The sequence below is a fragment of the Rickettsiella endosymbiont of Rhagonycha lignosa genome (genome assembly GCF_964031165.1).
Taxonomy (GTDB): Bacteria; Pseudomonadota; Gammaproteobacteria; order Diplorickettsiales; family Diplorickettsiaceae; genus Aquirickettsiella.
Window position 1 is genome coordinate 148,715 of the sequence record NZ_OZ035011.1, and the last position, 20,918, is coordinate 169,632.

16 protein-coding genes are annotated in these 20,918 nt (G+C 35.7%); 10 read left to right on the forward strand and 6 right to left on the reverse strand.

Annotated elements, in window-relative coordinates; translation table 11 throughout:
* Positions 1-14 precede the first annotated feature (14 nt).
* From pssA to AAHI99_RS00715, 3 genes are all read right to left on the reverse strand, one after another.
* A complete protein-coding gene (gene pssA / locus AAHI99_RS00705; protein ID WP_342227781.1) occupies positions 15-866 on the reverse strand; it encodes a CDP-diacylglycerol--serine O-phosphatidyltransferase in 852 nt (283 codons plus the stop codon).
* Entirely contained in the window at positions 863-3,457 is a 2,595-nt protein-coding gene (gene mutS, locus AAHI99_RS00710; RefSeq protein WP_342227782.1) for a DNA mismatch repair protein MutS, read from the reverse strand. The genes pssA and mutS overlap by 4 nt, the downstream gene beginning before the upstream one ends.
* 203 nt (positions 3,458-3,660) lie before the next feature.
* On the reverse strand, positions 3,661-4,026 hold the full coding sequence (locus AAHI99_RS00715; RefSeq protein ID WP_342227783.1) for a dihydroneopterin aldolase: 366 nt from the start codon (positions 4,024-4,026) through the stop codon (positions 3,661-3,663).
* Between the two features lie 98 nt (positions 4,027-4,124).
* On the opposite strand from AAHI99_RS00715, the gene AAHI99_RS00720 reads away from it, so the two are divergent.
* Entirely contained in the window at positions 4,125-4,589 is a 465-nt protein-coding gene (locus tag AAHI99_RS00720) for a PH domain-containing protein (RefSeq protein ID WP_342227784.1), read from the forward strand.
* A 1-nt stretch (position 4,590) separates the two neighbouring features.
* On the opposite strand, the gene gloB is transcribed toward AAHI99_RS00720, so the two are convergent.
* The 3 genes from gloB to asd all read right to left on the reverse strand — a co-directional run bounded on the left by gloB (position 4,591) and on the right by asd (position 6,850).
* The gene (gloB, locus tag AAHI99_RS00725; protein ID WP_342227785.1) at positions 4,591-5,364 is read right to left on the reverse strand and encodes a hydroxyacylglutathione hydrolase; all 774 of its coding nucleotides are present in this window, start codon (positions 5,362-5,364) and stop codon (positions 4,591-4,593) included.
* 98 nt (positions 5,365-5,462) lie between these two features.
* Positions 5,463-5,954 carry an acyl-CoA thioesterase gene (locus AAHI99_RS00730; protein ID WP_339050726.1) on the reverse strand — a complete coding sequence of 164 codons (492 nt, stop codon included), beginning with the start codon at positions 5,952-5,954 and terminating at the stop codon, positions 5,463-5,465.
* 59 nt (positions 5,955-6,013) lie between these two features.
* Positions 6,014-6,850, reverse strand: a complete 837-nt coding sequence (gene asd, locus AAHI99_RS00735; protein ID WP_342227786.1) for an archaetidylserine decarboxylase — start codon at positions 6,848-6,850, stop codon at positions 6,014-6,016.
* Positions 6,851-6,941: 91 nt separating this feature from the next.
* Between asd and AAHI99_RS00740 the strand changes: the two genes are divergently transcribed.
* The 9 genes from AAHI99_RS00740 (at position 6,942) to AAHI99_RS00780 (ending at position 20,911) form a co-directional block, all read left to right on the forward strand.
* Positions 6,942-8,540, forward strand: coding sequence for an FAD-dependent monooxygenase (locus AAHI99_RS00740; RefSeq protein WP_342227787.1), 1,599 nt, complete (start codon positions 6,942-6,944; stop codon positions 8,538-8,540).
* A 118-nt stretch (positions 8,541-8,658) separates the two neighbouring features.
* Entirely contained in the window at positions 8,659-10,569 is a 1,911-nt protein-coding gene (locus AAHI99_RS00745) for a glycoside hydrolase (protein ID WP_342227788.1), read from the forward strand.
* A gap of 143 nt (positions 10,570-10,712) precedes the next feature.
* A complete protein-coding gene (locus AAHI99_RS00750) occupies positions 10,713-12,890 on the forward strand; it encodes a hypothetical protein (RefSeq protein WP_342227789.1) in 2,178 nt (725 codons plus the stop codon).
* Between the two features lie 167 nt (positions 12,891-13,057).
* The gene (locus AAHI99_RS00755; RefSeq protein WP_342227790.1) at positions 13,058-14,851 is read left to right on the forward strand and encodes an SPFH domain-containing protein; all 1,794 of its coding nucleotides are present in this window, start codon (positions 13,058-13,060) and stop codon (positions 14,849-14,851) included.
* A 252-nt stretch (positions 14,852-15,103) separates the two neighbouring features.
* Complete coding sequence (locus tag AAHI99_RS00760; RefSeq protein WP_342227791.1) at positions 15,104-16,300, forward strand: multifunctional CCA addition/repair protein; 1,197 nt, start codon at positions 15,104-15,106, stop codon at positions 16,298-16,300.
* A gap of 175 nt (positions 16,301-16,475) precedes the next feature.
* On the forward strand, positions 16,476-17,519 hold the full coding sequence (locus AAHI99_RS00765; protein WP_342227792.1) for an amino acid dehydrogenase: 1,044 nt from the start codon (positions 16,476-16,478) through the stop codon (positions 17,517-17,519).
* 161 nt (positions 17,520-17,680) lie between these two features.
* The gene (gene pdhA, locus AAHI99_RS00770; protein ID WP_342227793.1) at positions 17,681-18,772 is read left to right on the forward strand and encodes a pyruvate dehydrogenase (acetyl-transferring) E1 component subunit alpha; all 1,092 of its coding nucleotides are present in this window, start codon (positions 17,681-17,683) and stop codon (positions 18,770-18,772) included.
* Entirely contained in the window at positions 18,765-19,748 is a 984-nt protein-coding gene (locus AAHI99_RS00775) for an alpha-ketoacid dehydrogenase subunit beta (RefSeq protein WP_342227794.1), read from the forward strand. Before pdhA ends, AAHI99_RS00775 begins: the two co-directional genes overlap by 8 nt.
* Positions 19,745-20,911 (forward strand): dihydrolipoamide acetyltransferase family protein, encoded by a 1,167-nt coding sequence (locus tag AAHI99_RS00780; RefSeq protein WP_342227795.1) that lies wholly within the window; start codon positions 19,745-19,747, stop codon positions 20,909-20,911. Before AAHI99_RS00775 ends, AAHI99_RS00780 begins: the two co-directional genes overlap by 4 nt.
* Positions 20,912-20,918: the final 7 nt, after the last annotated feature.

Below are 20,918 nucleotides of genomic sequence, written 5' to 3' on the forward strand. Positions count from 1 at the left end.
TATTAAAAGCTAATTCATTTGGATTTTGTAGGTTGCTTCCTTTTTAAGGATCGTCGCTTATAAAGAGCGTGCAAAGTTAAAATAGGACCGGAAAGAGCATAGCAAAAAAAGAGCAAAAATAATATTTTAGGTGGATCAAGCGAAATACCAACAAAAGCTAATACCACCAATAAAATTGCCACAAAGGGGACCCGGCCTTTGAGGTCAATTTCTTTAAAAGAATAATAACGGACATTACTTACCATCAAAATAGCAATGATGATCGCTAATACTGCGGTCATCATACTAACAACATCACCAAGAATTTCTGAATCCACGCACAACCATACCATACTGGCTAAAACACCTGCTGCCGCAGGAATAGGTAATCCTTGAAAATAACGTTTATCAGCAACCAACACTTGAGTATTAAAACGGGCTAAACGTAATGCACCCGCTGCAGCAAATATAAACGCAGCTAACCAGCCTAATTTACCCAAGCCTTCTAAAGACCAACTATAAATAACTAAGGCGGGTGCGACACCGAAAGAAACCATGTCCGATAAACTATCTAATTCTGCTCCAAAAGCACTTTGTGTATTGGTGAGACGCGCAACGCGACCGTCAAAAAAATCCATAATCATAGCAACAAAAATAGCTACCGCGGCATAATTAAAGTAACCTTCCATAGCAGTGACGATGGCATAAAAACCCGCGAATAAACCGGCGATGGTAAACAAGTTTGGCAGTAAGTAAATTCCACGACGGCGGTAAGCTAATCTTTCCCCCTCTTCATGATCGCCAGAGTTAATACCTTTATGCTCAGAAGCAGCTAACTTTTCTTCAGTTGGCTGGGATAAAAATTTTTCATCATTTGGGTTATTCATACAGGAATTCCTTGCAAGGATTTTAATCGATAAATGATCTCAAGTGCTTCTTTTGGAGCTAATTGATCGGGATCCACTTGTTCTAATAAGGTCATAATACCAGGGTTAACAGAAATTTTTGATGTAGTTGAGGATGGATTTCTTTTGTTAGGACTAGTTTGCGCAGGTTTACCCTCAAGCTCAGTAAGCTTTTCTTTAGCGCGTTGAATAACTGGTTTAGGAACGCCAGCTAACTGTGCTACTTGTAATCCATAACTTTGATTTGCAGGGCCGTCCTTGACGGTATATAGAAATATGATGCTATCATCATGTTCTTTTGCATCGACATGACAGTTACTTATTACCGTGTTTTCTTCAGATAAGCCGGTCAACTCAAAATAATGAGTAGCGAATAAGGTGTAGGCTTTAACCTGTTTTGCTAAATATTCAGCACAAGAAAAAGCTAAAGCAAGTCCGTCAAAAGTACTGGTGCCGCGTCCAATTTCATCCATAATAACTAAGCTTTGCTCAGTTGCATTATGTAAAATTGAAGCGGTTTCTGTCATTTCTACCATAAAGGTTGAGCGACCACTAGTAAGATCATCAGCTGCTCCGATCCGGGTGAAAATACGATCAATGGGACCTATCGTAGCGCTTTTTGCAGGAACAAAACAACCTATCATTGCTAATAAACAAATTAAAGCTGTTTGACGCATGTAGGTTGATTTACCACCCATGTTTGGACCAGTGATAATTAACAAACGCTTTTCAGGAATCAAATGACAATTATTTGCTACAAAAGGAGTATCTATAGTTTGTTCGATTACTAAATGTCGGCCTCCTTTTATAAGGATGCCTGAAGTTTTGTTTAATTCAGGGCAGGTTAAATTGAGTGTTGTTGCACGTTCTGCAAAGCAGACTAGTACATCTAGCTGGGCGATCGCATTAACAGTTTTTTGTAAGTCAGTTAAATAAATGGCTAATTTATCGAGTAATTCATCATAAAGTTTTTTTTCCAAGCTTAAAGCTTTAGACCGAGCGCTTAAGGCTTTATCCTCGAATTCTTTTAATTCAGGAGTAATAAAACGTTCGGCATTAGTCAACGTTTGTCGACGAATATAGTGTGAGGGTACCTGTTTGGCTTGTCCGCGACTTATTTCGATGTGATAACCATGCACGCGATTGAAACCAACCTTTAGCGTACTAATGCCTGTAAGTTCTCGTTCACGTATTTCTAAGTCAAGCAGATATTGCCCAGCATGATCACTTAGGTTTTGTAACTCATCAAGTTCAGCATGATAGCCTTTAGCGATCATCCTTCCTTCACGAATAACGGCTGGAGGGTTTTCGACAATAGCTTGCTGTAGTAAACAAAATAATTGTGGGAAGCTTTTTATCTGCTGACTTAATAAAATAAGTAATGCTGATTTTTTATCGTCAGCTTGAATGTTTAAATAGGGGAAAAGTTTATTATGAATATCTGGTAGAATTGCTAAGCCGAAACGTAATTGACTTAAATCGCGTGGCCTCGCCGATTTTAATCCAACGCGCGTAATAATACGTTCGAGATCCCCTAATTGCTTTAACAGAATGTGTAAACTTGTATAGGATTGTGTAGCTAACAATTGTTTAATGGCTATTTGTCGTGCTTCTAAGCTAGCTATTTTACGTAAAGGTCGATGCAACCATCGATTGAGTAAACGACTTCCCATCGGTGTTGCTGTTTTATCTAAAATAGACATTAAAGTATTATTCTTTTCGCCTTGTAAATTGAGTGTCAGCTCTAAATTACGTCGGGTTGTGGCGTCTAATACAATACTTTCTTCACGTCTTTCTATACAAAGCGGTTGAATATGTTGTAATTGAACACGTTGCGTGTCTTTAACATAATTTAATAAACAACCTGTCGCTTGTATCGCTAAGGGTAAATCCTGACAGCCAAAACCACTGAGGTCACGAGTTTGAAATTGTTGTGTTAATAAATGAGTTGCGGTATTGAAATCAAATTCCCAGGGCGGGCGCCGTCGAATTGTTTTATAAGGAATTAATAGTCGTTCTCCTTTATATTCTTCACTGATTAAAAGTTCGCTGGGGTTGAGTCGTGCTAATTCACTGGCAAGCGCTTCTTCCCCAATAACCTGTAAAATATGAATTTGACCGCTTCCCATATCAAAATAAGAAAGTCCAAATTGATCATTGTGACTATATAGGGCCAATAAGAGGCTTTGATGATTTTCTAGTAATGCTTCATCGCTAAGTGTTCCTGGCGTAATGATACGTGTTACCTGTCTTTCCATAGGACCTTTGCATAGATTCGGATCCCCTATTTGTTCGCAAATAGCAATTGATTCGCCGAGTTTTACCAATTTGGCTAAATAGCTTTCTACGCTATGAAAGGGTACACCTGCCATGGGAATGTCTTGACTAGCCGATTGACCTCTTTTAGTTAAGGTAATGTTTAATAATTTTGCAGCTTTAATGGCATCTTCATAAAACAATTCGTAAAAATCACCCATACGATAAAATAATAATTTATCCTTATGCTGAGCTTTTAGTTGTAGATATTGACGAATCATCGGTGTGTGTTGAGTTAAATCGATGTTATTCTTCATAAGGCCTCTTGCAATACCATTGCTTCTTATTAGATGGTTCCATTAATTTTAAGTTACGCAATATTTAAGTTTTCGGAAAATAAAGCTTTTAAAAGCTTTATTAATATTTTGAAAAATTTCACTTTTTGCTTAACTGATAAGATAGTGTAACTAAAAAAAAAATTTAATTATACTCTCAGCGCTTGTATTTTTTGCCTATATTGTTAATCACTAATTGAAAAACTAGATTGTTCAACTTTAGTTAATTGAGGATTTTTAGTGATACATAAGAAAATATTAATTTGATTATGTATTATTTTAGATAGTTTCTTTTTAAGGAACTGATAGAGCTGATAAGCTAAGGCTTCGATAAGTTTAAAACAATGCTTATCACAGAATTGTTGCAATTCATTCGCTAGAATGGCGTAGCAGATTGTATCATTTAATTGATCATTGATACAGGCGGTGGGTAGGCTGCTAAAATTAAACTTTATTTGCACTGAAACCCATTGAGGTAAGCTGCGTTCTTCGATGGAGTTGCCTAATTTAACCAGTAAATTAAGTTTTTCTAGTGTTAATTGAGAGTTCATGTGCAAAAAACATAGCAAACAAACGATAATTTGGCTACTATAGCCACATTCTTGCTCATAGTAAATGAGTATTAAATAAAATAATAATAAGAGGCCATATGGTTTATATCAATAAAACGCTCTTGCCAGATGAAAAAATCATCTATCTCAGCCATCCACATTGGATTGTTGTTTTTAGATCGTTGATGGTTTTAATTTTAATAGCGGCTTTTTTGTTGATCAGAGGTCCCTATTCGTTATTGTTCATCAGTTTTTTTTCTTTATTAGGCTTAGTTGCTTGCTTGCCCGGGCTGATTGTTTACTATTCTTCTGAGTTTGGAATTACTGATAAACGAGTTATTATGAAATCAGGATTTATTAGCCGATATGCTTTTGAAAATTCCTTAGATCGTATTGAAGGGGTAGAGATTAGTCAAAGTATTATGGGCCGAATTTTTGATTATGGATCAATTCGTATTCGTGGTGTTAGTGGGACCAATGAATTATTTTCTGCTGTACGCCATCCATTTAGATTTCGGTATAAAGTATTAGAAGAAATTGAACGACAAAAAAAGGCTAAATAATTTACTTAAAATTATTTTTCCATTGTCGAAGATAAGCGAATATTTCGATGGGGTTAATAAGTTTTTTCCCCGTTCTTTTTTCTACGCACATCTTTATTTGAGGATTATCACAACGTAAAAAAGGATTGCTCAAGCGTTCTTCAGATAAATGACTTGGGACACTGGCTAAGTTTTTTTGACGCAATTCTCTAGTTTTTTCTAATCGTTCTTTAATATGGGTATTATTAGGTTCTACTGTCTGAGCAAAATGTAAGTTAGCCAGTGTATATTCATGGCCACAATAAATCTGGGTTTCGTCAGGAAGCTGCATCAGCTTATTCAAAGAATTCAACATTTGATCAGCTGTTCCTTCAAATAATCGACCGCAACCTGCTGTAAATAAAGTATCTCCACAGAATAAAAGATGGTTTCCATAATAAGCAATATGTCCCAATGTATGGCCAGGAATAGCAAGCACTTCAAAAGTAGGCCAATTGGGCAATTCAATTTTATCGCCTTCATTAACTGGATTACTTACTCCAGCTATTTTTTCTTTTGCAGGTCCGAATACAGGAACATGATGAAGTTTTAAAATAGAACGAATACCGTTCGTATGATCCCAATGATGATGTGTGATTAATATTGCATCGAGTTTAAGATTTAACTGTTTTAATTGTGCCAAAACAGGTTTTGCTTCACCTGGATCGACAATAATACAATGTTTTGTTTCTTCATTGATAAGACACCAAATATAATTATCCTTAAACGCCAAAATAGGTAATATTTGTATCGTCATAGTTTCTCCACAAAGTTCTTTTATTTTTGTTAACTGCCATCCTTGGAACCGTTCAGCACAAAGTCAGTTCGAGAGGATTTAAATTAATGATTTAGTTTTTATTTATCAGTGCGCTTCCGTGAAGCTTGATGTCGCTGTTCACGTCGCTTGCCTGCTTCTTCATAACGTCTTATCTCATCATTCGTTTCGGGAATAACCTTAGGAACATGTGCAGGACGACCATACTCATCAGTACCTACAAAAGTAAAATAAGCAGACACTATATGGCGTCGTATACCGGTACGATAGTCTTCTGCAAGAACACGTACACCGATTTCCATTGAGCTGGTCCAGCTTCGATTAATAGCGGCTTGGAAAATTAAAATATCTCCCCGAGTTGCTGGCTGTAAAAAATGCATAGCATCTACAGAAGCAGTCACACAGGGTCTTTGACTATGCCTCTCTGCAACGACAGAAGCAACTCTATCAAGCGTAGACATAACTAAACCACCAAACACGGTTTCAGTTGAGTTTAAATCATTAGGAAATATTTTATAAGTATGATCATGTACAGCTGACGCTGAAACGGTTTTTTCTTGTGGTATAGACATTAGGCACCCAGTCTTTTATCATCGAAAATCTATTATAACTTAATATCTACAAACACACCTCATATTGTCTGGGCAATACACTCTCCAAATTTCACCTTTTGTTCAGATAATTCAGCCAACCACTTTATACGATTGGGTGTGAATAAAATAATAACTGTGGAACCTAATTGAAATTGTCCAACCTCTTCCCCTTTGCGTAATGAAATTTTGTTATCTAAGTAATGCCAATGATAAATATGTCGATTGGGAGCAGGAGCGATAATTCCTTCCCATGGAGTATTGATGCTGCCAACAAGCATTGCGCCCACTAAAATGACCGCCATCGGACCTATAGGCGTAGAAAATAAGGTAATAACGCGTTCATTTCGAACAAATAAATTTGGAAGTTCAGTGGTAGTTTGAGCATTTACTGAAAATAAACGCCCTGGAACATAAAGCATTTCTTTCAATTCGCCACTGTATGGAATATGTACGCGATGATAATCTTGCGGAGCTAGATAAAAAGTTGCGAATTGCCCTCCTTGAAACTGCGCAGCTAATTTAGCAGAACCGCCTAATAAAGCTTGTAGATTATAGTTTATTTTTTTGGCTTGGATGAGTTGATTTTCTTTGATGTCACCAATTTGACTAATAGTGCCATCAACAGGGGAGATGATGTCCCTAGCATTAGTGGAAATTGGGCGCTTTTCAGGTTTTAAAGATCGCGTAAAAAAATGATTAAAATTAATATAATGCTCAGGATTTTCTTCCAATGCTAACGTCATATCGACATTATAATGACGTATAAATCCAAAGATTAATCTATTTTTAATCCAAGTTTGTTTGCAGTTAGCTATCCACCCGGCAAAGCGGGATAAACTATGTTGGGGTAGTAACGATTGATAACGGATGTGCAATTAATTCTCCTTAAGAATTTAAGCAAGCGAAATATTTGACCATTATAGCGCGGTCATTTTACTTCGTGAAAGTCTGAACTATAGTTTTTTTATGGATACTAGAACGAAGGATACAGAAGTATTGATTATTGGGGCAGGGCCTACGGGTCTGATAATGGCTTGTCATTTGTTGCGTTACGGCGTTAAGTTTAAAATTCTTGATAAGCAAAAGGATAGGGCGCATGAATCACGAGCTTTTGCGATTCAAGCGAAATCGATGGAAATATTTCAGAATTTAGGTATTGCTGAAGAATTTCTTAAGTTAGCACTTTCTAATATGGATTTTGCTTTTTTTATTAATGGAAAGAAGCAAATTGAAATAAAATTTAAGTATTTTAAGCACCAAGATACGCCTTTTCCTTCGGTTTATTTTCTTCCACAAGCGGAAACAGAACGTATCTTCATCGAATTTTTAGAAAAACAAGGGGTTTACATAGAGCGTCAGAAAGAATTAATTACTTTTTCTCAAGATATGAACGGTGTGCAAGCAATTATTAAAAACAATATCACCGAAAGTCCTGAAAAAATCATGTGTGACTATATTATAGGTTGTGATGGAGCTCACAGTAGCGTTCGGCATACGCTTAATCTTACTTTTGAAGGAAATGCTTATCCACAAATCTTTAATTTGGTCGATGCAAGTATTGAATGGCCTTACTCGCGAAAAAAATTCCTTTTTTTTCTAGGAAAAGATGGTGTATTCGTGCATATTCCGCTCACCGAGAAAATTAGCCGAGTTATGTTAGCGAAGCGTTCGAATGACTTGGAAGAAAAAAAATCAGCAACGAGCTTAACCGAATTAGAAAACTTAGCGAGTTTGCTGACCCAAGTCTCTGTGAAACTTATTAATCCAATTTGGATATCAACGTTTCGTTTACATCATCGAGGTGTAAACAAATATTATCAAAATCGAGCCTTTCTTGCCGGAGACGCAGCCCACATTCATAGCCCGGTAGGTGGTCAAGGCATGAATACCGGAATACAAGATTCTACTAATCTCGCTTGGAAACTTGCTCTGGTATTAAAAAAAGGAACTAACGTAAAATTATTAGATACTTATGAGACAGAACGACACCCGGTGGGAAAAATATTATTAAAAACGACGGATAAGTTTTTTTCTTTGCTCACAGAAAAAGGTTTTTTTATTTCCAAACTACGAAATTGGTTATTACCTTTGGTTATTTCTTTTCTTTTTTCCAAGAAAAATATAGAAAAGCGTCTTTTTTGGTTTATGTCCCAGCTAAATATTCATTATCCTAAAAATCAATTTAACTATGAAATCATAGAGAATTCTTTTCAAGGATTTAAAGGAGGTCCTTGCCCAGGATATCGTGCACCTAATGCCCCGGTTAACTCATCCAGTTTATTTTTATTGCTAGCTCAGAAGCCTATTAATATTCTTTACTTTAATGCTAAAAAGGAACAACCAGATTTTTTTATTGAAAAAATAAATGTCTACGCAAAAAACTATAAAGATTGGTTGGAAATTCACAGCTTCGTTTTATCTCCAGTCAATAAAATACTTTTTAAACGATACGGTGTAATTTCCTCAGCAATCTATGTCATCAGGCCGGATGGTTATGTAGGCTTTAGAATTAATTCAAATAATCACTTATTATTAAAAAAATATTTAAAGAATTTTTTCGAATAAAAGTCCAAGTGACATAACCTCTTTGCTAATAGAAAGCTTACAATGTTGTAAATATTTTGACCATCTTTTCACTACACTATATAATTAGCGCAGTACCTCCTACTTGGAATTTTAAACGATGTTTAAAAAATTCTGTCCCATTTTTCTAGCCTTATTGTTAACTAGTGGATTAGTATCCGCTAAAGAAAGTTTTACCCTAAAAGCCAAAACCGGTGAATTCACGGTTAATCCAGAAAATTTGGCTATCTCTGTTGCACCAAGTGACGATTCAGCAGCAATTAATTTGACACAAGAAGGACCTTGGTTTGATGAGGTAAAAGATCTAAAAGTTAATAATAAAACAGCGCAATGGTTCTATCCTCATCTCAAAATGCAAGTGAAAGTTATTGTAGATGATCAAGGTCTAAAATTTTCTTTTAATACCAACAAGGAGCAAACATTTCAATGGCCTGTTGCTGGTTTGACACCAGAGGCAAAAGCATTAGTTCTTCCAGATGGCGAGGGTTTATATATTCCTAATCACGATGCATTTTGGCGTAAAGAATTTAATAAATATCCTAGTTTATCCTTGAGTGTTCCTTTCTGGGCAATTGAATACGCCGATGAGAATTTTGTTAATTATATTTGGAGCGACCATGATGTCGATACCGATGTAAAAGTCCGTGAAAAATCATCCCAACTTTACTTGGTGAATGGACATCATTTTTTAAAAAGATCACGTTTTCCAGAATTTACTTTATTAATTCATTTAGCAGGGAATTCACCGATAAGTCCCGCACTTGACTACCGTAATTTACTAATCAATGAAAATAAATTTGTTTCACTCAAACAAAAAATACTAGAAAATGCCAATGTGAATAAATTATTAGGCGCTTTCCATATTTGGGTTTGGGGAGATGGTAAAAGCTTGGTTATGTTGGATGAACTGGAAAAATTAGGCATTAAACATGCACTAATAAATTATGATGCCAGTCCAGTTCTCGATAGCGCAAATATCGACAAGGACTATATTCGCAAGGCTGAAAGTCTGGGTTATTTAATAGGGCCTTATGATAGTTTTGATAATGCACAAAACCCAAAAACTTCAGATAGCATAACTTCAACTTGGTCTAATCATTTGTGGCCAGAAGCTTGTATTCGAAACCCGAATGGATCACTTTTAACTGGTTTTGCAAACCGTGGTTGTTATTTAAGTTCAGAAGCGCTCCGATTAAGAGAATCTAGGCAGAAAAATATCGCAAACCAAATCGAAAAAATGTTGAATAATGGAGACAATACTCTTTTTCTTGATTGTGATGCAGCCTATCCACTTTATGATGATTATTCAAAACATCATCCCATGACCCGCGAACAAGATTTAAATAATCGTTTAGAGCGGATGCGATTTATTTGTAGTGCGCAGAAGATAGTATTAGGTTCTGAAACTGGATTAGCATGGGCTAATCCGACTAGCGCCTACAATAATGGTGCTTTTTTGGCATTCTCAGCAGCTTTTTGGCCTGTTTTACAAGACAAGAAACATTTTGGTGTATGGTGGCCTAATTATGCTCCAAAAGTACTATTCCAAGCGTATGATGCGCCCGCTGAATTTATCAATGCTTCCTATAATCCACGCTACAGACTGCCGCTTTATGAAGCAGTATTTCACGACTCAGTGATTAGTACTGATCGTTGGGAATTAAATGAATTAAAGATTCCTGCAATTAGAAAAACCAAAGCTTTATTGCAAAACCTTTATAATGTTCCACCGATTTGGGTACTAGATCAAAAAACTTTACAAAAAAATAAAAAGTATTTTGTTGAATACTATAATTATTTCTCCCCTTTGCATCAAATGACCGGTATAGAAGCATTAACTACATTTGATTGGCTAACGGATGATCATTTAGTGCAACAAACCCAATTTGGAAACCGACTTATCTTAACGGCTAATTTTTCTGATAGATCTTATGAAAATATAGGGCCACATTGCATACGAGCGGAATGGAAAGAAGATGGTAGCACCTCTTTATTTTGTCCAAAGGGATAATAATTTTTGTACTAGATTTTTTTAAACATCTAATTTAATCTAAGACACTTCAGTTATTACTAAAAATAATAAAAAAATACTGAGTGGCTTTTCTTAAAAAATTTATTTCAATTTGGAATGAAATAAAGAAATTTCCTGGTTTTATGGGTAAGGCAATTGCAGTGGATCATTTAAATGATACCACCGCGTTTCCTTGGTTTTTAAATTTTTCCAAAAATTTTTCAGCAGATTATAGAAAATGCAAAAGTAATCGATGGGATTATTTAATTTCTATTCACAATTTCGAAAATTCCAATCCGTATGACACTTCAGTTGAAAGCGATCCGGTTTATAAAAGATTCTCTTTAATTGACAAGTATAATGAACGATTATTTTTTTACTCCAAAGATAAAGCTAACCCATGGATTATTGACGATAGAGATGAAGACTGTGTTGTCCTACATAAAAAAAATTATTTTGAATTTGAAAATAAGTTAGCATTTATAATTGATGAAGAAATAGAAAAGAAAATTGCTAGTAATACCTTAACAGAAAAATATATTCAATTAGAAAAAAAACGTCTTTCGCAATTAGCGAAGCTAGCCTTGTTAAAAACAGTCATAGAAGAATGTTTAGAAGAAACCTCATCAGCGATAAGTTGTTTGGACAGTCAAGTTGCGATTGATCAATTTAGAAGTCTTATGGCTCAAGAAATGGACTCGACTTCCATTCAAAGTGAAATAAAAAAAATAAAAAAACAACAAGAAAAATTAAATAAAGAATTACATGTGCATTTTTTAAAAAAAACAGAAACTGTGCGAATTTACTCAATTATTTCTATTTGGGAGAAAATAATCAAATTTGTTAGTAAAAACAAACCCATGCAGTTTTTTACAGTGCTTTGGTATGGATTGAGTAGCCACGCCAACTTGTTAAGTTGGATTAGTTTTTTATTGCTTTTTTTTTCTTTTTCATTGTATAGCTTTCCAATTATTTTCTTAGTTTTGGGTATATCCTTAACAAGTTATTTAATCTTACGTTTTTTTTATTTAGTTAAAAAAGATTCTGTCATCTTTCCAAATTTAGCTACCACAGAAGCCGAAGAAATTCTTAAAGTTTTAAAAATTGAAATATTCAATGAAGAAAAAAGTAAGAATGAATTTAAATTAATTCAAGAAATAGTTTTTGATTTATCAAAAAAAAAACTAAATATAAATGAGTTTCTAAATTCAATTTCAAGCATTCAAAGAAATTTATATTCAGTTCATTTGTCATCCTTAAATATACAAGAATCGAAACTTTATCGATATTTAGCAGAGGTTTATCCAAAAACACAGTTTATAGCTTCATTAACCATTAATTTAACCAGCATAGTACTTTATACTTACTTGTTAACTTGGGCTATACATAGTGTTTTTTTGTTTATTGGTATGCTTAGTTTGGCGACGCTTAGCGCTTCCCCTTTAGCAATAGGCATTTTAATTTTAATTGCAGCAACTTTTTTTTTAGCAAATCACCTTTGTGAATTTCGTGTTAGAGAAGATTTTTATGAACGTACTTTTCTAAATCGAATCAATGAAAAATGTGAATATTATTTTAAAGATAATAATGGTAAGCAACAAATTATTCAAATAGAGAAATGGAAAAAATTTGAATATTTACAAGATAATATTGAATTTTTAGAATGTGAATTCAAGATTTTTTTTGAGAAAAACAAACTAGATAATTTAGATAAAAAATTTTATAGTTTGTTTGATAGCTATGTGCTTAAAAAAAATGTTTATACTTCTTATGATCAAGATAAGGTATCAGGCGATTCGACTGCAGGTTTTAGAAAGTTTAAAAAATTTTTGAATCGATCCTTTGCTTTCTTTGGGGGTAGTTTTTATGGATATAACTTAACACAGCAAATCGTATGGAAAAGTAACCTAGGGATACATACCCTGGTTAAGACACTTACTTTGCCCTTAGTGTTAATTTTTATCCCTTTGATGATTATCAATGGTATTGCTAATTTTATTACTTATCATTTGCATAGCCGACAACGAAGTCGTTTTGAAATGGTAAAAAATTTAGATAGTAGAATTGAAGTTTTAGAACAAACGAACAAAAAGCTTTTATTTTTGGCAACACTTTTAAGTTTAGAGCTCAAACATTCATCCGACCAGACTGTGCATCTAAATACTCATCCGGAAGCGCATGCGGATTTATTGTTGTCCACTAAAAGTGTTTCTTTCAAGCAAACTGATCATTTTTCTTTTTTCAAAAAGAATCACCAAGAAATAAAATCAAATGAAAAAAATGAAATATCAAGTTCTATGATAAATATTTCTAAGACTTAAATTCAAAAATTTTAATATTTTTTTAAGTCAATGCTTGCCTTATATTAAGCCTAATCATCTTGAATTCAGAGTTTATGCGTCAGAAACATTTTTATTGCTCTTAGATCTGAATTCGCATTATACTTTTTAAGTATAACATTATCAGTTTGCCATATGAGGGCTTTCCCATGGGATATACAATTACTGTTAGGGCAGATAAATCGGTTTTACTTTCAGAAAACGAACAGATTAATAAAAATAAGATTCTTTTCTTAAATCATCCCAATGCTCTGGAAGAAAAACTTTCTATTTTACAAAAAACCTCCTCTATTCTAATTACCAAAAATGAAGAATGGTTTTCCTTGGAAACAGAAGAGCCTATCCAAGAATTTGTTGATTCATTAAAAAACTTGAATTTTTTGGAGGAAGATATCTACGAAAAATTACAGGATTTGTTATCCGTTAATCCAGTAGGTAATGAACTCTACAATGCGATTAAGGACCATGTTGTTAAGGATTACTGCATGGATAAACTTCATTATACAACCTATTCGCTTGCAGAACGGTGTTTACGTTTCCTGCTCGCTTTATTTACTTTGCCAATATCTATTTTCAGAGTGCACCTAGTTAATGAAGGAGAGATGGGTTTAGTGTTACGTTCTGGGAAACCTGAAATACTCCCACCTGGATGGCACGTCATGCTCGCGCCTACCACTGAATTTGTTGGTAAAAAAAGAGTAGACGAGCCTTACATTCAACATGGTGCGATGAAATTGATTCGGGTTCAAAAAGGTCAGTTAGGCTATGCTCAGGATACTGACAAGGGAAGGCATTTATTCTTGATGCCAGGGTTCCATATTATCCGCTCTGCTACGACCAAATTTAATAAATTTTTAGATTTGAAAAGGGAGATCAATGAATTGGATCCAGGTTGGTTGGTCTCAATTAGAACAGGAACAGAAGGTGTTGTTTATGATGAGAGAGCATGCTTAGAGATGAAAAAGCCAGGGTTTCATTTTATTGTCCCGCCCTCTAAACTAGTAAAAATTATATCGACTCAAGATAGTATAATGGAATTACCAGAAGCTACTTATGAGAGCAGTGATTATGTTCCTCTGAAAATCAAAGCTGATGTATTCTATAGAATAACTAATACTGAAAAAGTATGTAAGAAAATTGATCCTAACCTGTTAGATAAATATATCCATGACACAGCTATAGCTACTTTAAGCGGGATCATTCGAAATTCTACCTTTAAAGAAATTGGCCAAAGTTCTACGCCTGCCTATAATGCTAGTTCTAGTTCCACTACTCATCAAGATTTAAATAATTCAGAGTTATCTCCGCCTCCCTATTCTTTTTATTCAAAAGTGCATGATGCCTTTATTCGGGAATTGCAACGGCATGGGATCCATAATTTAGGAATAGATATCTTTAATATAAGAATTGAATCGTTAAGCATACAGGATAAGGAATTAGCTAAAACTATTGCTTCACAGTCTGTCCGGTTTGCTGAAACACAAGCTAAATTAGCTAATATGGAAGCGGGCAATCAAATTCAAGAGGCTGATGCTAAACAAAAGGCAAGTAGCCGACTTATTGAAGCACAAGCGCAAGCAACGGCTATTACAATGCAAGCAAATGCCGAAGCAGAAGCTATTAAGATCAAAGCAAATGCTGAAGCAGAAGCTATTGAAGTTACAGGAAAAGCACAAAATCAAACTTTAATAGGTAAATGGGAGGCTTTAGCATTAGGGGGTAAGGCTGTGGAAGGTAATCTTACAGCTCAGCAAGCGGCTTTGCTACTGGTAAATAATGAGCAACTAAATGGTGTAAAAAAGATAATTTATTTACCAAGTGAAATGACACAAGGGAGAATAGGAAATCTCATAAACCATGGGATTTTTGCGAATAATGATAATCCTCAATTGAATTCGGCTAATCTTTTGCCGCAAAACACAGAGCATGTTTTTGAACGGTAAATATATTCGAGTTAGCAAATAAAATTGTGAAATTAGTAAGGCAGGTTTAGTAACTAAGGTAAATTGCGAGGTTATTGAAAACACATATGGAAAAATTAATGCACTTTAATAATTAAGGTGGTTTATTGCTCACTTTAGAAGGAACTAGTTCATTAACGAACTCATAAATTAATAATTGGCAAACTTGATAGTTTAGTTTATAACTTTCTTTAAGCTTTAGAGCATAAAAAGTTATATGTTGAAGGATTTGCTTTGGAAATTTATTTAGTCGGCGGTGCAGTACGTGATCAATTATTGGGTTATCCAGTAAAAGAACGTGATTATGTCGTCGTAGGCACAAGTCCTGAGGAAATGTTAAAGCAAGGATTTCGCTTAATTGGTAAAGATTTCCCAGTATTTCTTCATCCTAAAACTCATGAAGAATATGCTTTAGCGCGTACAGAACGCAAAATAGGTCCTGGATATAAAGGATTTGCTTGCTATGCAGCGCCTGATGTATCGCTCGAGGATGATTTAAAACGTAGAGATCTGACCATTAATGCGATGGCGAAAAATAGTAGCGGCGATATTATTGATCCTTTTCAGGGACAAAAAGATATAGAGAATAAGTTATTACGCCATGTTTCTCCCGCCTTTAGTGAAGATCCAGTTCGAATTTTAAGAGTTGCGCGTTTTATGGCGCGATTTGCTCCATTAGGCTTTCGAGTAGCTAAAGAAACCATGGAATTAATGAAAGCCATGGTGTCTGTCGGTGAAGTACAAGCGTTGGTGCCAGAACGAGTTTGGCAAGAATTTTCAACTGCGCTCAACGAAGCTGCGCCACAAGCTTTTATTAAAACCTTGTATGATTGCGGAGCATTAGCCGTTTTGTTTCCTGAGCTACAAGAATTATATACGCAGTATGATCGAGTAGCTGACCAACGATCACTGGGCCAACATAATTATTTATCTGTTTTAGAAAAAGCAGTGGCGTTGACTGATGATCCGCAAGTACGATTTGCAGCAATACTTTGTGATTTTGGCAAGGGTGTAGCAAAAGAAGAAACGCAAACAGGAGTTCATAAGATAGAAGCTTTATGTCAGCGTTATCGCATACCGCATGCTTATGTAGCGCTTGCAGTTACAGCGGCGGCTTATCATCTGCTTTGTCACCGGGCATTAGAACTCGATGCACAATCTTTGTATATTTTACTAGAAAAAACCGATGCATTTAGACAATCCTCACGTTTAGACCAGTTTTTATTGGTTTGTGAAGCGGATTTTCAAGCTTATTCTGGATTGGGAAAAACAATTTATCTACAAAAAGATAGAATCTTAGCAGCTTTTGCTGCGGCTAAAAAAGTTTCTGCTAATAAGATAAAAAAATTGGGTCTTAGTGGCGCAGCCTTGGGGAAAAAACTAGTTGAAGATCGTATTAAAGCGATATCTGATTTTTTACAAAACACCTAAACCATTTCCTGCTACTAGGCGTCTGGCAATAGTCCATCCTTTTTTTGCGAATCAAGTCATTGCAAGCAATAGCAGAGTCTCTTAGAATGTGCACTCACCTGTGAGTGCTTTCATTAGCGATGGATTCAGTATTACTTAAAGAATAGGTTGATATTTTAAGGACCCAACATTTTTTATGTTAAGTGATGAGCTACTAAGCTATGCAAAAAAACTTGGTTTTGGTGAACTTTTTTTTAAAATTGATCAGATTAACCAACTTTGTGCCATTGTAGCGATACATAGCACACGCTTAGGTCCCGCCTTAGGCGGATGTCGTTTTATCGAATATGCTTCGATCGATCATGCTATTCATGATGCTTTGCGTTTAGCACAGGGAATGAGTTACAAAGCAGCATTAGCTAATTTACCTTTAGGCGGGGGTAAAACAGTGTTAATGCGTCCTAAAGAATTGTCAGATCGTAGTGCTTACTTTCGCGCGTTGGGACGTTTTGTGAATGAATTTAAGGGACGTTATATTATTGCGATGGATAGTGGTGTGGTGATTGAAGATATGGATAGCATTGCACTTGAGACGCCTTATGTCGTCACTACTTCTAAGCATAAAGGCAATCCGGCACCTTATACTGCTTTAAGTGTCTTATATGGTATTGAAGCAGCAGTTAAATTTAAATTGCATCTTGATCATTTAGAAGGTGTTCACGTTGCCATCCAAGGTATGGGACATGTGGGTTTTGCTTTAGCGAATGCATTGCAAAAAAAAGGGGCTCGTTTAACGGTTTGTGACAATAACACCGAACTAATGCAACACTATGTAAAAGATTTAAAGGCTAAAATTGTCGAACCTGAGGAAATTTATGCAGTAAAATGCGATGTCTTTTCCCCGTGCGCTTTAGGGGCTGTTCTGAATGATGAATCAATTTCTCAATTGAATACAGCGATTGTGGCCGGTTCCGCTAATAATCAATTAGCCGAACCACGACATGCAGAAGTATTGCATCAAAAAGGGATTTTATATGCTCCGGATTTTGTAATTAATGCAGGAGGTTTGATTTATGCTTATGCTGAATACCAAAATCGTTTGAATCGAGAACATGTGGTACAACATATATCAACAATTTATAGTACACTTTTAAAAATATTTAAGACTGCACATGAGGAAAATAAACCCCCCAGTATAATTGCGGATAGTTTGGCTGAATCACGATTAAATAGTATTTAAAAAAATTTATACTTACAGCAATTGGATTTTTGGCAAGTGTCGCGTCTCATGCATAAATCATGGTATATCCCTATAACCTTGAGAATTGCGAATCGAACGGCAACCCCAATAAAAATTCAAGTGCGAAGTAGTTCAGATAACACTTTTTAAAAGAGGTTAATATGAGCGAGGTTGCGAGATTCTCTATTGAGTATACTCGTTTTCTGGATTCTAAGGGCGAAGCTCAACAAGATTTGCCAGTATTTGCGCACAACCTGCATGAATTATTAAAATTGTATCAGCAAATGATGCTCACGCGTCTTTTTGATTACAAAGCGGTGGCATTACAAAGAACAGGTATGCTCAATACTTATGCTTCTACACTTGGACAAGAAGCTATTTCTGTTGGGATAGGTGCGAGTATGCAAAGAGAGGATCTCTTTTGTCCTTTCTATCGTGATTATGCCGCGCAACTAATGCGTGGTGTAAAAATGAGTGAGATTCTTAGCTTTTGGAAAGGGAATGAATGGGGTAATCATTTTAGTGAGTGTCCCCTAGATTTCCCTATTTGTGTGCCGATTGCAACACAGCTTTTACATGCAGCAGGTGTTGCGACGGCTTTTAAACTTCGTAAACAAGCAAGGGTGGTTGTATCAACCTGCGGTGATGGTGCTACATCTGAAGGTGATTTCTATGAAGCCTTAAATATCGCGGGCGTTTGGCAACTACCGATTGTGTTTGTTATTGATAATAATCAATGGGCAATTTCTGTACCTCGTAAACATCAATCTCATGCACAAACTTTAGCACAAAAAGCCATTGCTGCAGGAATTCATGGCGAACAGGTTGATGGAAATGATGTTATTGCCATGAAATTTGTGATGGATAAAGCGATTGCCAAAGCACGTGATGGGCATGGCCCTAGTCTCATAGAAGCTTTGAGCTATCGATTATGTGATCATACCACTGCCGATGATGCGAGCCGCTATCGTCGTGAGGAAGAATTGCAACAAGCCTGGCAAGAAGAACCCTTAAGACGCTTGAAAAATTATTTAATTAATCAAAAAAGCTGGTCGAATGAGGAAGAGGAAAATTTTAAAAAAGAATGTGAAAAAAAGATAGAAATCGCTGTGACTGAATATCTTTCCTTAGCTAAACCTGCAGTGACTGACCTATTTGATTATCATTTTGCAAAATTACCTCATGATTTAATTGAACAACGTATCGAAGCTGAAGCAATGTTTATGTTAAGTAAGGATCTTGGCAATGGCTGAAATAACATTGATAGAAGCAATTACGCAAGCATTAGCCTATGAAATGGCTGTAGATGAAGAAGTAGTTTTACTGGGTGAAGATATTGGTGTTAATGGAGGGGTATTTCGAGCAACATCTGAATTATTCAAAAAATTTGGTGCTGATCGAGTATTAGATACACCGTTAGCAGAATCTATGATAGCCGGTCTTACGATTGGTATGGCTACGCAAGGCTTAAAACCAGTTGCTGAATTTCAATTTATGGGGTTTAGTTATCCCGCATTAGATCAAATTATCAATCATGCAGCGCGTTTTCGGAATCGTACTCGTGGACGTTTACATTGTCCTTTAGTGTTTCGCATGCCATACGGAGCAGGGATTCATGCCCCTGAACATCATTCTGAAAGTACTGAAGCTCTTTTTGCACATATTCCAGGTTTACGTGTGGTGATTCCTTCTTCACCCGCCCGAGCTTATGGTTTATTGTTGGCTTCGATCCGTAATCCTGATCCGGTTATTTTTTTAGAACCCACACGCCTTTATCGTTTAAATAAACAAAAAGTACCGGATACCGGTGCAGCCTTACCTTTAGATCAAAGTTTTATTTTAAGAGAAGGCATCGATATCACTTTGATTAGTTGGGGTTCGATGTTGCATGAAACTCTATTAGCTGCGGATAAATTATTAAAAGAGAAAGGAATGCATGCTGAAGTAATTGATGTTGCCACGATTAAACCTTTAGATATTAATACTCTATTAAGCTCTGTAGAAAAAACAGGTCGATGTGTCATTATTCATGAGGCGGCTCGTTATTGTGGCGTTGGCGCAGAAATTATAGCTCAATTAAGTGAAAAAGCATTTCTGTTTTTACAAGCACCACTACAGCGTGTTACCGGATATGATGTTACGGTTCCTTATGCGCAATTAGAAAAACAGTATTTACCCAATGTTACTAGGATTTATAATGTGATTGAGCAAACATTGGAGTTTACATGACGACATTTAACTTACCTGATTTAGGTGAAGGCTTGCCAGATGCTGAAATTCGAGAATGGTATGTCCAGGTAAATGATATTATTAAAGTGGATCAGCCTATGGTGGCTATGGAAACCGCAAAAGCATTGGTAGATATTCCTGCACCTTTCAGCGGTAAAATAACTAAACTTTATGGTAAATCGGGTGATATCATTAAAACCGGACAAGCTTTAATTGATATTGAAGAGGAAATTTCAACTAAAAAAAACATTGATCAAGCGACTGTCGTTGGAAATTTGCAATTAGGGAATAGAATTATTGATGAATCTCCGCTAGGAATCCAACAAAAGCAAGTATTAATGCCGCATCAAAATAGAATTAAAGCTACGCCAGCAATTCGAGCATTAGCAAAAAAATTCCAAATTAACTTAAACGACTGTAAAGGAACAGGTCCTGATGGACAAATTCTCGCTGCTGATATCGAAAAAATGATACAGCAAAAATCCAGCAAAGAAACTGGATCTATCCCAAATTCCTTATCTGCACTTGCATCAGGTTATGAACCATTACGCGGCGTTCGCCGTGTAATGGCAAGCACAATGAAACAGACGCAATTATCCATTGTCCCAGTTACTTTGGTTGATGATGCAGATATCCATGCTTGGCCAGAAAAAACAGATATTACCTTACGTCTTATTCGTGCGGTTATGTCTGCTTGTCAGCGTGAACCACGACTTAATGCATGGTTTGATGAATCAACGTTAGCTTTATGTAAACATAATCAGATTGATTTAGGTCTAGCGATGGATGCCCCCGAAGGTTTATTTGTTCCCGTCTTAAAAAATGTTGCTCAAGAAAGTGCTGTTAATTTAAGAAAAGCAATCGACAAGTTTAAACTAGAGGTAAAAAGTCGAAGTATTTCACCTGATGATTTATTAGGAGCAACTTTTGTATTATCCAATATAGGGGTTTTTGCTGGTCGTTATGCAACACCTATTATTGTTCCACCTATGGTTGCGATTTTAGCAGTTGGACGGATTAATGAAAAAGTTGTTATCGAAGAAGGAAAAATAAATGTACATAAGCAATTACCTTTATCTTTAACTGTGGATCATCGGGTCATTACCGGTGGCGAAGCGGCGCGGTTTTTATCCGCTTTAATTATTGATTTACAAGCAGCGTGAAAATAAA